Raw genomic sequence first — 12,922 nt, forward strand, 5'->3', positions numbered from 1 at the left:
TCGGTCAGAGGTCAAGATGTTGCGGGCTTTCTAACACCTGCGTCACGATTTCGTGCGGCAGATGCATCAGGCCGCAGGTTTTTGTCCACAGAATCGCCGTTTCTATGCGCTTGTCGGGATAGATGTGTCGCAGTCCTTCGGCATAAGCGGCCATTTGGCGCAGCAAGCCCAGTGGACAGCTGTCCGCCGTTGCTGGCACGACGCGGTTGGTTTTGAAATCCACTGCCAGAATCGCATCGTCGGACACGATTAGCCGGTCGATGATTCCATACATGCGGGCCTGTTTTAGCGGCGCGGAAACAGGCACCTCCGCCAAGGTTGTGGGGGCAAAGAGATGGCGCAGCGCCGGAGCCTCCAACACGGCTTGCGCTTCGGCCAAAGCTTCGGCGTCCTCCGGCTGTCCGGTGGACAAAGTTGCGGCCACCGCGGGCCATGCCGACGCCTCCACATGGGCGAGATGTTCAAGGTAGAGATGCACGAGGCTGCCGTAGGCTTTGGCGGCGTCTTCATCGCGCCCCTGCTCGCCTGCAAGCGCCTTTGGGCCACCGAGATCGGAGGGCGAGAGCGTTTCAACCGGGTCGGACTGAGGTGGTGCCTTGCGATGAAAAAGCGGATCGAGCGTTGCGCTGGGCGGCGTCGGTTTCTCGGCTTGAACCATCTGCAGCGCGTCCCACGATCCTTGGCTGTGCCGCTTGATGGTCAGGCCTTGAAATGCGATTTCCTCCGTTGGCATTTGGTCAAGCGCCGCGTCCACGATCTGATAAAGACTGTCATTTTTCCGTGAAAGCTCCCCGGCAGCGGCAACGATCAGCCACTTTTCTGCCCGTGTCAGAGCCACATACAAAAGCCGCAGCCGTTCTTCGAACTGCGCCTCTTTCCGTGTGGTGACTTCCGCTGCCATAACCTGCGGCATCTCGGCGGCATTGGTTTTCCAAACCGGGTGGTCCCCGATTTTCAAGATGTCATCCTTGATCTGGATGTCGCGCTTGCCGGTGTCGGGCAGGATCACGATGGGCGCTTCCAGCCCCTTGGCGCCGTGGATGGTCATCACCCGGATCTGGTCCGAGGCGCTGTCGATCTGGCGTTTGATCTCCAGATCATCGGTGTCCATCCAAACCAGAAACCCGGTGAGGCTGGGGATCGCGTTACGTTCATAAGCCAACGCCTGCGAGAGCAGCGCGTTGATCCCATCCTCCGCCTCCCGTCCCAACCGGGCCAACAACCGTCGCCGCCCGCCATGCCGTGTCAGCACCCGCTCGATCAAATCATAGGGCCGCAAGAAATCCACATTGGCGCGCAGGTCGTTCAGGATGCCCAGCGTTTCGGGATAGGTGTCCGGTTTGCTGCGCAAGGTCTGCCAGAGATGGTCCTCGCTGCGGCCATGGGCGAGATCAAAAAGCTCCTTTTCCATCCAGCCGAACAGCGGGGATCGCAAGGCTGTGGCGAGCGACAGGCTGTCTTCGGCGACGGCGAGAAAGGACAGCAGCGCGGCGAGGTCGCGCACCGCCAACTCCCCGCCAACCTTCAATCGGTCGGCACCTGCAATAGGCAGGTCGTGATTTTTACAGGCGCGGATGATCTCGGCAAAAAGATCGGACCGGCGTTGCACCAGAATGAGAAAGTCACCGGGCTGAACGGGCCGTCTGGCATGACCACCGTCCACATCGACGGGGATGGTCTGGCCGGTGTCGATCATCTGCTTGATCTGGTCTGCAACCTGATTGGCCAGGATCACGGTGTGATGCCGCGCACCGCGCCGGTCCAGCGGCTCGTACCACAGGCGATCATCCGCATCGTCCTGCTTTTCGATCACTGGCCAGATGTCCACGCGTCCGGGCAAGGCATCCTTGAAGGCAATATGGCGGGCATCTTCGGTGAACCCGGCCTCCTCGCGATGCTCAAAGGCGGCATCGACCACCCCCAGCACGGCTGCAGAGGATCGGAAAGAATACCCCAATGTTAGGCTCTGAAATTGCTGGCCCGCCGCTTCCATCTTGGATTTGAATTCTGCATGCATCCGGTCGAATTCCCGCGGGTCCGCGCCCTGGAACGAGTAGATCGACTGTTTTTTGTCGCCCACCACAAAAAGCGTGCGCGCGATGTCCTTGCGCGCGCCTTCGCCGCTGGTGAATTCAGCGGCCAGTTTGCGGATCACATCCCATTGCGTGGGGCTGGTGTCCTGCGCCTCGTCTACAAGAATGTGGTCAATGCCGCCGTCGATCCGGAAAAGCACCCAGGCGGCAACCGCCGGGTCGTTCAGCAGGTCGCGCGCCTTGAAAATCAGGTCGTCGAAATCAAGCCAGCCGCGCAGCAGTTTGCTTTCCTCGTAATGCGCAATGAACCGGGTGGCGAAATCACGGAGGGCCTGCGTTTTCCGCGCCGCATTCAAGGCAAGGCGCGCTTCCCGCGCGGTCTCCACCCGTTCCATGAAGGCATTGAGCGCTGGAATATGATCACTCAACACGCCCTGTGTCGGTTTGGTCGGCAGGCTGCCTGTCTTTGCGGTGAAGGGGGATTTCGCCGTGGCACCGGTCAGAAAGACCCCTTCGAGCCCCGGAAGTGCTTTAAATCCCATTGGCCCGAGCGCGGCGAGCTTCTCTGCCGCCTTTCCGTCATTCCCACCCTTTTCTCGCATGGCCGGCAGGATCGTGGCGATCAGATCATCCTCGCCACCAAGAAAAACATCCTGCGCAATCTGCGCCTCTGACAGCGCGGCGGGTTGTTCAAACACTGCAAGGATTTCAGGCCATGTCAGGGGTTGGGACAGCAGTTCGCGATGCTGGACAACGGCGCGGGTTAGTTTGGAAAAATCTTCGCCCGTGTAGTGCCGCGCGATGCCGTCGATCAGGGCGCTGTCTGCGCCTTCGGCCATCTGGTCCACAATCTCGGCGCGCAGCAGATCGGTGGCGCGGTCTTCGATTTCGGTGAATTGCGGGCTGACCCGTGCCTCCAGCGGGAATCGGCGCAGGAGCGAGGCACAAAACGAGTGGATCGTCTGGATTTTCAACCCGCCCGGCGTTTCGATGGCACGGGCAAAAAGCGTGCGGGCATCCCGCAACCGGGCGCTGTCGATCTCCCCTTCGACACCGAGGGTGCGCAGGGAGGCATGCAGCGCAGGTTCTGGCAGCATCGCCCAGGCCCCAAGCCGCTTGAACAGCCGGTTCTGCATCTCTGAGGCGGCGGCCTTGGTATAGGTCAGACAGAGGATATGTTGCGGTTCCACCCCATCCAGTAACAGCCGCGCCACCCTGTCGGTCAGTACACGCGTCTTTCCGGACCCGGCATTTGCGGCAAGCCAGGTGGAGGCATCGGGTCTCGCCGCGCGCACCTGCGCCTCCGTGGCATCGTCCCGCCGGATCATGACAGATCCTCCGGCGCGGGGTCGTCCGTCGCGTCCCACTCACCGAAACGGGCAAGCTGGTCATAGTCACCTTCGATCTTATCCTGCAGCATCATGCGGCGGGAAGTGAACCCCTGGCCGGGGTCAAGATAGGCGTCGATCAGCGCACGCAGATTGCTCAGCGTTTCCTGCGGGGGTTCCGTCTCCAGCGGGGCGAAAACCTCCTCCGGATGTGCGCCTAACCCGATGAAAATCGCCGATGCGACCGAAGAAACACCCAGCGTGGCAAATGCCCCTTCTTCGATCATTGCCGCTTCGATCAGCAGTTGTTTGTCAAAGGTCGCCTGCTGTTTCCCTGTGGGTGGCTTGCCGGTCTTGTAGTCGTAAATAAGGATGTCGCCATCCTCGGTCCGGTCGATCCTGTCGGCGCGGGCGCTGAGGGTGAACCCGATGTCGGGCCAGACCAGTTGTCCTTTGGCTTGCGCCTCGAAGGCGACAGGCGTCGAGTAGCTTTGCCGCAGTTGTTCTTGTGCCACAAACCAATCGGCGATCTTTTCGATCCGGGCGAGCCACATGGCGCGCGCAGCAGGCCACGGCACCTCCGTTGTCATCACCCGGCGTGCCACCGCCATCAGGTGATCGGCGCAGAGCAGTGCGCGGTCTTGCAACGTGTCCTGTACAAAACCCTCCATGATCTCATGCGCCAGCGTGCCGCGCATCAGCGCATCGGGGCTTTGCACCAGTGGTCCAAGTCGCGAGAGTTTCAGGACATGCCGCGCGTAAATTGCATAGGGATCGCGGATCAGACGTTTGATTTCGGTCACCGACAGGGCACGCGGCCGGGCCTCCAGGGGTGGTTTCGGAGAGGGCCGTTTTGCGGGATCCGCGGGGTCAACATGTTCAAAACAGGCGGCCCGCGCCAGCCAGAGATCACCGCGCGCCAGCATATCGGCCAAGGCTTGCGGCCCACCCTGATCGCGCAGCCCGTCCAGCAGGTTACGCAACCGGTTCAGCCAGCGCGACGTGACGGTTTCCGCGTCATCGGAGCGAATGGAGCGGGTGAGCCAGACCTCCTTGGCGCCGATGGCCTGCTGGTAATCATGCGCGGACAGCCCGATGCGCCGTTCCGGCAAGAGCAGCCCGGCCTGATGCCGCAGCGCGCGATTGAGCCACGGGTCCGGCGCGGGGGCTTCGGGCCATGTGCCATCGTTGAGACCGGCGAGGATGACAAGATCGGCGCCCTGCACCCTTGCCTCCAGCGTGCCCCAGATCATGATGTCGGGGTGCGGGGCGTCGCGGTCGCGGATCTCTTCCCCTGACAAAAGCGCGCCGATCAGATCGCCGTAGTCGGCCGCCGTCATGGTGGTGCCGTATTCAGCCTGTGACGCAACATTTTGCATCACTTGCAGGGCTTTTTGTCCGGCTTTCTTTTGCCACAGCTCGCCGGGATCTGTGTAGCCAAGACCTGCGGAAATAGTCTCTGACAAGGCGATATGGTGGTTTACCCAAGTGGCAAGTGGACGTACATCGGACGTCATGTGCCCGGCAAAGGTCTGGCCCACCCACTGTGCCCAATCCTGCAGCGCTGCCTGATCTTCGGGCTTGGCCACCGACTTTTCCAGCAGACGCAGGATGCCCGCGGGGTCGGGATAGGGCAGCCCGTGTTTCCGGATGCGCAGCTCCAACCGTTGCGTGTTGAGTACATGGGGGCCGCGCGCGCCGCCGCTGTGTGTCAGCGGGTGCTTCAAGAGTGTCAGCAGTGCTTCGGTGTCCAGACGGCGGGTAAAAAGGTTGGCTACATGGCGCAGAAACCGGCCCGGCGGCGACAGATGCAGCGGCGTGCCCGCTGAATCGTCGGGCAGGATGTCCCACTGATCCAACACCGCTGTCACCTGCCGGGTCAGCACCCTGTCGGGCGTGATCAGGGCCGCGGTCTCGCCGACCTCGGCGGCCTGACGCAGCCGCAAGGCGATGGCAAGCGCCTCATCCCGCGGGCTGGGCGCGTCCAGCAGCGTCACATCTGCGGTCGCCTCGGCAATATTGGTCAGCTTTTCACCTTCGGTCAGCCAGGCATCTGTGACCGGCGCGGGGCGCAGGGACAGGGACACCAGCGCATTCCGCGCAGGCGACGGTGCGGGTGCATCATGCCAGCGCGTGACATCGGAGGGGGTCACCGCCATCTCCGTCATCATTTTGTGAAAACGGTATTGCGGGTGATCTTCCGACGCCATGGCGTTGCCCAGCTGTGCCCAGACGCTAAGCGGCATATCAAAATCGAAGCCCGGTAAGATCAGCGCACCTTGCGGCAGCTTTGCCACCGCCTGCATCAACAACATCGTGGTGCCCCGCGACCCGGTGGAGCCCGCGATCAGCACCGGATCACCCGGTGGGTGACGTTGCCATTTCTCGGCCAATGCGGTCACAAGCAGACGCTGGCGCGCTTCCTGATCTGGTGCCGTGTGGGTTTGATCCAGATAGGCCTGCGCAATCTGAATGAACTGCTGTGCCCGTTGCCAGTGTCCGGACTGATCGGTCACGTCCAGATCAGCGATGGTTTGGGCCGTCACGCCTTCGCCCTGCATTTCGTCTATGAGGCTGGCGAGGCTGTCGGTGAGATCATAAAGCGAGGATTGTGGCGCGAGGTCCTTTTGCTGCGCAATGAGACGCGAAACCAATGCGATCAGTTCCAGCCTGCGCCGCAGCGAAGAAACGGGGGGCGGCAGCACCAGACTTGGATCAATCAGATCAAGATCGGTGATCAACCTGATCTTTGGCAACAACATCGCGGGTTGGGTATCAAAGAGATCACGCAATCTGCGTTGCATCCGGCGCGTGTTCACGATGAGCTGCACACGTGCCATGGCCTCGGGTGGCTGACCAGACATCCGCGCAACCAACCCTTCAACCAAGGCGCGCGGAAAATCTACACCTGGCGAAACGCCAAAAAGCCTTTTGTTTGAGCCGTTTTCAAACATCGGACCGGACCAGTAAGGCTTCGGCAATGTCGATGCCGCCGGGGTGGCCGACGTCGCACCAATGTCCCGGGTAGCTGATCCCGAAAAGCCGGTTTTGCGCGGACATCAAATCCCACAGGACGTTCAGCGAAAAACTGGTGGCGTCAACTTCCTGCAACCTGTCGGTCTTGATGATCTGCGCGCCGCTGTAGACGTGACCGTGACCCCGGTGCAGCCTGCCGTTCTGGTCGATTTCGAAATCGCCCTGTCCTGAATAGGCGTGTGTCTGCGCAACCGGGATACACATCAAAAGCGCGTCCATTTCCTCCGGTCGCCATGCGTCCCGGAGCAACGCCAGCGGACTGGGGCCTTTCCAGACGGAATCGCTGTTCAGGGTGAAAACCGGACCCTGCCCCAGATGCGGTATCGCGTTGCGCAGCCCGCCGCCTGTATCGAGGATTTCGGGGTGCTCAAGTACGGTGGTGACCTCCCGTGCGGTCAAATGTTCCGCGAGTTTTGCAGGTTTGTAATGCAGGTTGGCTACAATCCGGTCCAGCGGGACGCCAACCGTCTGGTCCAGCGCATGATCGATCAGCGGCCGACCCGCCACCGGGATCATCGGTTTCGGCAGCGCGTCGGTCAGTGGCCGCATGCGCGTGCCAAACCCGGCTGCAAACAGCATTACTGATCCGGGAACGTCGCGCATTTCGATCTCAACAGGGTCAGGCCTTCCGGGGTTGGAGGCGGTAAGGATTGATGGATGTGCGCGGCTACGTCTGCAAGCGCTGGGTGCCGCAGATTTGTCTGAACGTGGCCCCACACCCGTGGGATCAGATCAATGTAATGTGCCTTGCCGTCGCGCAGGCAGAGCCATGAGAAAACCCCCAGAATGCGCAGGTTACGCTGTGCTCCGAGGACCGCGTAAGCCGTGGTAAATGCGTCCCGGTCATGCGGGCTCTGATCCAGGAAATGGCCAATCATCTGGCGCTCCAGTTCGGGGGACACGTCCCGGCGGGCGTCTTGCAACAGCGAGACCAGATCGTAGGCCGTATGCCCCAGCACTGCGTCCTGAAAGTCCAGCACTCCGACACGCGCAAGCCCTTCCCGGTCGGGCAACCAGAGCAGGTTTTCTGCGTGATAGTCTCTTTGAATAAGCACTTTTGGCTGCGTGTCGAGCGGTGCGAGATGCTTTTCAAACAGCTTTGAAAACTCAGCGCGTGCATCGTCGTTGATCTCTCCCGCTATGCCGGACTGATACCAGTCAAAGGCCGGTGCCGTAAGGGACGTGAGCGTTGCGGCGTCATAAGCGGCCAGCGGTGGCGGCGGCGCACGATGCAGATGCACCAGCACATCAACAGCGGCTTCATAGAGCGCTGCCTCGCGGCGCGGTTCCCGTTCCAGAACGCGGGCAAAAAGATCATCCCCCAGATCTTCGAGCAACAGGAATCCCCGCTGGTCATCCTGAGCAAAAATGCGTGGCGCGCTGAGCCCGATGCCTGCGAGATACGCGGCGATGCGCACAAAAGGGCGTATGTCATTGCCCTTCGCAGGCGGTGCGTCCATCAAAACCGCCCGCATCCCGTCCGGCTGCACGAGCCGATCATAGCGTCGGGTGGAGGCATCACCGGCCAGCGGCGTGATCGTTGCACCACCCCACCCTGCCCGTTCGACAAAAGCCTGAAGGTCCTGATCGCGCGCCGTCATAGAACCCAGGCCTTCATTTTTTCCGTCCACCGCGGATTCAGCCAATCGGCGCAAAGCATGCGGCTGTCCTCTGACGCGCCGTCCTTCAGCCAGATGTTCAGCGCATTTTCCGGCCGCAGTTCGCCCAGCCTGTCGGGCCACTCTACGAGGCAGATCGCGGTCTCAAAAGCCTCTCCCAGACCCAGCTCCTCGATCTCGCCCACGGTGCCGATGCGGTAGAGATCGGCATGCCAAAGGGGGCCGACGATGGTGTCATAGGTCTGCACGAGGGTGAACGTGGGAGAGGGAATATCTTCGGGCGCGATCAGCACGGACCGGATCAGGTGCCGCGCGAAATGGGTTTTGCCAGCGCCCACGGGGCCGTTCAGCAAAACGGTATCCCCCGGTTCGAGCATGGGTCCGAGTGCCGCTGCCGCCAAAGCGGTCGCATCGCTGGTGTCAAACTGATGGGAAATCTGGTTGGCGGTCATGCCCCATGCTTACCGCGCGCAGGGTTGGCTGCAAGGGGTAAGAGGGTTCAGGCAGACGGGCGGTTGAGCTTTGTCCGTGCTGACTTGGCTTTCGTTGCACCGGTCGGGATGAAACGGATGACCGTTGCCCCGGACGCAATACGTGACACAGTGCACGAAAGAGCGGTACCGTCGCTGAGCTTTGCCGGCATATCCCAGGTGGTACGATCGCCATAGCCGCGGACAAAATCCGTCAACGCAGGCCAGCGCGTGCCCGGTTTGCATAGGCGTTTCCATTCGTGCACGGAATCCGCGATGGTCACATCGGCAAAGGAATTGTCCGGATCGAGCCCCCAAAGCTCCCGGTAGGCAATGTTGCAGAAGGTCAGAACGCCGGTGGAGGAGAAGACAACCAATGCTTCATCGAACGTGTCCATAAGAGACTGTCCAAGCTCCAGCTCGGCGCGGAAGTTCCGTGTTAGAGACACTTCAGCACTAATATCTTCGATTAGAAAGGCGATGGCCCCGTCGGGATGTGGCCGCCCGCGGACCCGGTAGGTCTGCCCGGTCTCCAGAGTCCATGTCTCCTGATACCGACCGTCCGTGGCGGCGGCGATTACTTCTGAGATCTCCTGGCGCCAGGAATGATAATTCTTGGGCTCCGGCATCCGACGGTTTTCGCGCATCCGGTCGAAGAATGACAAAAGCGTCGGGCGCCCGCTCAGGAAATCGGCGGGCAGGTCGGTCAGATCAATCAGGGCCGGGTTGAAGAGGGCCAACTGTCCGTTTCGGTCGAAAATGGCCAGGCCAATGGAGAGTTGTGCAAAGGTCTTTGCCAGGGTCTGTACGAAATTGCGCTGGGCGACTTCCGATTTCACCACCGCATTCACATCCACCGCGTGGAATATCGTGATGTCACCGACGGTGACCGCATTCACGTCGTACCAGTCTTTCCTGCCATCCGCCTTGGATTGGGTAGACACGCGCTGCCGACCAGTGCTCTCGTTTGCGGCATCAGAAACCTCGAAAACGGGTTTGGTTGTTTGGGGGGCCGTGTTGTGTAACCGGTTGTACAGATCCTCGTAAGCCGCATTGTGCCATGTAACCTTGCCCATCTGGTCCACCTGCCAGACCGCGTGCGGTGTCGTGTCGCTGGCCCGCCGCAAATCGGCGAGCTCCCGGTGCAGCGCGCGCAGTTTTTGCGACTGTGCGGCGTTGATCATCCGGTCATCGTCCATATGAATCTGGGTAAACTGCCCACGGTGTGTGAGTTTGAGGGTCGCCGTGTCCTCGGCATGCCGCGCGGGCACTGTAACGGACCCAGGTTGGTTTGACATTGGGTGTTCTGGCAGGCTGGGAAACCGGTTCAGCATGCGTTCACGCCAGGATTGCCAGTCATCCTGGCCAGGGATCAACCGATAGAGTTGTTGCGCAGTTTCAGATGCATGATGCAGGTCTTCCCGGTCGAAGAGGAAAGAGATACCGTCCGGACGGCTTTCGCGCGTCATGTCGGGTGACGGGCTCGCCGACGTGGGACCCGGTCGCATGATCCAGAATAATGCGGCACCTGTGCTGAGCCCGGCAGCAGCGACGATGGCCGCTATGTCCCAAAAAGGCATGAGCCGAACAATCCCTGTTTCAGATGAAGACAGGTTTACTATTCCTTGGCGTTAGTTAACGGCTGGTTAATTTCCCGAACGGCTCAGACAGCGAACTGGCGGTTTTCCCCGAATTGGCGGGCTTGGTCGCGGCCATGGGCATCGATGCGCTGTCGCTCCCATGTCACATGCACGATAGCGCCCAGATCGGTGCGCTTGCCCTCCTCCACCGCAACAGGATCGCGACCATTGGCAAAGCGGAGTTCCGCGCCAGACCGTTCAAGAAGGGTTTTCGCGATAAACAGACCCAGCCCCATGCCTTCGTACCCCGGCCGCAGGCCGCTACTGGCCGTGTTGCGCCGACGGCGCATGAACGGATCACCGATCCGCCCCAAAAGCTGTGGCGGAAAGCCGCACCCGTCGTCCATGATGCGTAAGGAAATGCTGTCGTCACTCCAACCGGCTTCGATCCAAATGTCCGTTTCCGCGAAATCGACGGCGTTCTGGATGAGGTTCCGCAAACCGTGGATGATCTCCGGTTTGCGCAGGATGGAGGGTTGCTCCGTGGGATCGCCCAGATGGTGGAAGTGCACGGTCTTGCCGCGCCCCATATGCGGTTCGGCGGCCTCTTCGATCACCGCCATGAGGGGTGCCTGCCGGAGATGCAGATCATCCTTTCCAGCGCGTCCCATGTCTCGCAGAATGTCGCGGCACCGATCCGCCTGCTCACGGATGAGTGCTGCGTCTTCCCGCAGGTCGGGATGATTGATCAGCTCTTCATACAATTCGCCACTGGCCAGCTTGATGGTCGCCAGCGGCGTGCCCAATTCGTGCGCCGCCGCTGCAACGACACCACCAAGATCCGTCAGTTTCTGCTCGCGCGCCAGCGCCATTTGGGTGGCGGCCAAAGCGTCCGACATGGAGTGGATTTCTGAGGTAACCCGCACGGAATAGGCGCTGATAAAGACAATTGCGATGATCAGGGCGATCCAATGGCCAAAAACGAACAGCTGCGGGATCTCCAAAATCAACCCGCTGTCGGTGCGCAGGGGCAGATGGATCTGCGACAGGATGGACACCATTAGAATCGCAGTGCTGCCCAGAAGAACCGTTGATCTGAGGGTGAGAACAGCTGCGGAAATCGTGACGGGCCCCAGCATCAGAAGGGCAAAGGGATTATGCAGCCCACCGGTCAGGAACAACAGAATGCTGAGTTGAAGCAAATCGAACATCACCATAAGCATGTTCTCGACTTCGCCGAGCCGTTTGTTTTCCGGGAAAATGAAGATGGCCACCAGATTGGCGATGACCGAGGCGCCGATGACCAGATAGCAGAGCCCCAGCTCCAGTTGCAGCCCGTACCAATGCTGCGCCACCGTGATCGCCGTGAGCTGGCCGCCAATGGCAAACCAGCGCAACAGGATCATCGTGCGCAGCCGTATCCAACTGGCGCGCGTGTCCCCGCCGAGAGGTCTGACAGTGTTTTCCTGCATCCGGGCTCACCGCATGTTGAGTTGCATAGATGTCGCAGGACGGTACGACTTCGATTTGATAGGAACACCCTAACGCTGCAAATCAGGAGAAGCGACACCCATGCGCTATATCGCCCCCCTTTCCGCTATCGCCATCTTTGGTCTTCTGGCCGGGATCTGGTTTGCCACGCAATCGCCGACGGGTGACGACGCTTATGCGCAATGCAGCGCAAGCCAGGTTGCCGGTGGTGCGGGTGCGATTGGTGGTCCGTTTGAGCTGGTGAATGCAGCTGGCGAAACCGTCACGGATCAGGATGTGATCACCGAACCCACGCTGCTGTACTTCGGCTATACCTTCTGCCCGGACGTTTGCCCGATCGACACGGCGCGGAATGCGGATGCCGTGGATATGCTCGCGGAGAAAAACATTTCCGTCACGCCGGTTTTTATCTCCATCGATCCCAAGCGCGACACTCCTGAAGTTGTCGGAGATTTCGCACAGAACCTGCATGAACGGATGATCGGCCTGACAGGTTCGCCAGAGCAGGTGAAAGCGGCGAGCGAGGCTTATCGCACGTATTACAAGGCGCATGACGGGGACGATGATTACTACCTCGTCGATCACTCGACATTCAGTTATCTGGTGCTGCCGGAAAAGGGTTTCGTCGAGTTTTTCCGGCGTGAGGCGACGGCTCAGGACATCGCGGACACCGTTGCCTGCTTTGTGGAAAACACCTGAAACCACCACACATGGTTTGACGAGTGCCCTGCACTGCCACATATTGCATAAGGATGACTGACAACCGTGCTAAGGAAAGCGCCGATGCAGGAAGCTGCTCAATTGGACCTCGGAGAAGACGCCAGTCTTTTGCTGGTGGATGACGATGAACCTTTTCTGCGTCGGCTTGCCAAGGCGATGGAGAAACGCGGTTTTTCCGTGGAGACTGCGGACTCCGTAGCGGCAGGCAAGGCGATTGCGACAGCCCGGCCCCCGGCCTACGCCGTGGTCGATTTAAGGCTCGAAGACGGAAATGGCCTCGATGTGGTCGAGGTGCTGCGTGAGAAACGTCCCGACATTCGGGTTGTCGTGTTGACGGGATATGGTGCAATTGCGACAGCCGTAGCCGCCGTGAAAATTGGTGCGACGGACTATTTGTCGAAACCAGCTGACGCGGCGGATATCGTGAACGCCTTGTTGGCACGGGGGGATGATCTACCGCCGCCGCCCGAAAATCCGATGAGCGCGGATCGCGTGCGATGGGAGCATATCCAGCGGGTGTTTGAACTCTGTGACCGCAATGTCAGTGAAACCGCACGACGCCTGAACATGCACCGCAGAACGCTGCAGCGCATACTGGCAAAGCGCTCGCCAAGATAGACCCGTGGCAAGGTGGCCTGAAAGCCC

9 protein-coding genes are annotated in these 12,922 nt (G+C 60.5%); 2 read left to right on the forward strand and 7 right to left on the reverse strand.

Annotated features, from left to right (window positions below; genetic code table 11):
- Window positions 1-4 precede the first annotated feature (4 nt).
- From addA to regB, 7 genes are all read right to left on the reverse strand, one after another.
- The gene (addA, locus tag Q1A52_RS04680) at window positions 5-3,361 is read right to left on the reverse strand and encodes a double-strand break repair helicase AddA (protein ID WP_300011506.1); all 3,357 of its coding nucleotides are present in this window, start codon (window positions 3,359-3,361) and stop codon (window positions 5-7) included.
- Window positions 3,358-6,315: a double-strand break repair protein AddB gene (gene addB, locus Q1A52_RS04685; RefSeq protein WP_300011509.1), complete on the reverse strand. Its 2,958-nt coding sequence runs from the start codon at window positions 6,313-6,315 to the stop codon at window positions 3,358-3,360. The genes addA and addB overlap by 4 nt, the downstream gene beginning before the upstream one ends.
- Window positions 6,308-6,976 (reverse strand): nucleotidyltransferase family protein, encoded by a 669-nt coding sequence (locus Q1A52_RS04690; protein WP_300011513.1) that lies wholly within the window; start codon window positions 6,974-6,976, stop codon window positions 6,308-6,310. Before Q1A52_RS04690 ends, addB begins: the two co-directional genes overlap by 8 nt.
- The gene (locus Q1A52_RS04695) at window positions 6,976-7,998 is read right to left on the reverse strand and encodes a phosphotransferase (protein WP_300011516.1); all 1,023 of its coding nucleotides are present in this window, start codon (window positions 7,996-7,998) and stop codon (window positions 6,976-6,978) included. The genes Q1A52_RS04690 and Q1A52_RS04695 overlap by 1 nt, the downstream gene beginning before the upstream one ends.
- Entirely contained in the window at window positions 7,995-8,468 is a 474-nt protein-coding gene (gene tsaE / locus Q1A52_RS04700; RefSeq protein WP_300011519.1) for a tRNA (adenosine(37)-N6)-threonylcarbamoyltransferase complex ATPase subunit type 1 TsaE, read from the reverse strand. Before tsaE ends, Q1A52_RS04695 begins: the two co-directional genes overlap by 4 nt.
- Window positions 8,469-8,515: 47 nt before the next feature.
- Window positions 8,516-10,066 (reverse strand): PAS-domain containing protein, encoded by a 1,551-nt coding sequence (locus Q1A52_RS04705; RefSeq protein ID WP_299779960.1) that lies wholly within the window; start codon window positions 10,064-10,066, stop codon window positions 8,516-8,518.
- 83 nt (window positions 10,067-10,149) lie between these two features.
- A complete protein-coding gene (regB, locus tag Q1A52_RS04710; protein ID WP_300011522.1) occupies window positions 10,150-11,538 on the reverse strand; it encodes a sensor histidine kinase RegB in 1,389 nt (462 codons plus the stop codon).
- A gap of 100 nt (window positions 11,539-11,638) precedes the next feature.
- Here regB and Q1A52_RS04715 point away from each other — a divergent pair, with 100 nt between their 5' ends.
- Window positions 11,639-12,256, forward strand: coding sequence for an SCO family protein (locus tag Q1A52_RS04715; RefSeq protein ID WP_299779956.1), 618 nt, complete (start codon window positions 11,639-11,641; stop codon window positions 12,254-12,256).
- A gap of 84 nt (window positions 12,257-12,340) precedes the next feature.
- Entirely contained in the window at window positions 12,341-12,895 is a 555-nt protein-coding gene (locus tag Q1A52_RS04720) for an ActR/PrrA/RegA family redox response regulator transcription factor (RefSeq protein WP_195821055.1), read from the forward strand.
- Window positions 12,896-12,922 lie beyond the last annotated feature (27 nt).

Source organism: uncultured Roseobacter sp. (genome assembly GCF_947488185.1).
Lineage (GTDB): Bacteria > Pseudomonadota > Alphaproteobacteria > Rhodobacterales > Rhodobacteraceae > Roseobacter.

Bases quoted from the DNA above. Each gene is read 5' to 3' on its own strand.
- addA (WP_300011506.1), bottom strand. From the start codon at position 3,361: ATGATCCGGCGGGACGATGCCACGGAGGCGCAGGTGCGCGCGGCGAGA.
- addB (WP_300011509.1), bottom strand. From the start codon at position 6,315: ATGTTTGAAAACGGCTCAAACAAAAGGCTTTTTGGCGTTTCGCCAGGT.
- Q1A52_RS04690 (WP_300011513.1), bottom strand. From the start codon at position 6,976: ATGCTGTTTGCAGCCGGGTTTGGCACGCGCATGCGGCCACTGACCGAC.
- Q1A52_RS04695 (WP_300011516.1), bottom strand. From the start codon at position 7,998: ATGACGGCGCGCGATCAGGACCTTCAGGCTTTTGTCGAACGGGCAGGG.
- tsaE (WP_300011519.1), bottom strand. From the start codon at position 8,468: ATGACCGCCAACCAGATTTCCCATCAGTTTGACACCAGCGATGCGACC.
- Q1A52_RS04705 (WP_299779960.1), bottom strand. From the start codon at position 10,066: ATGCCTTTTTGGGACATAGCGGCCATCGTCGCTGCTGCCGGGCTCAGC.
- regB (WP_300011522.1), bottom strand. From the start codon at position 11,538: ATGCAGGAAAACACTGTCAGACCTCTCGGCGGGGACACGCGCGCCAGT.
- Q1A52_RS04715 (WP_299779956.1), top strand. From the start codon at position 11,639: ATGCGCTATATCGCCCCCCTTTCCGCTATCGCCATCTTTGGTCTTCTG.
- Q1A52_RS04720 (WP_195821055.1), top strand. From the start codon at position 12,341: ATGCAGGAAGCTGCTCAATTGGACCTCGGAGAAGACGCCAGTCTTTTG.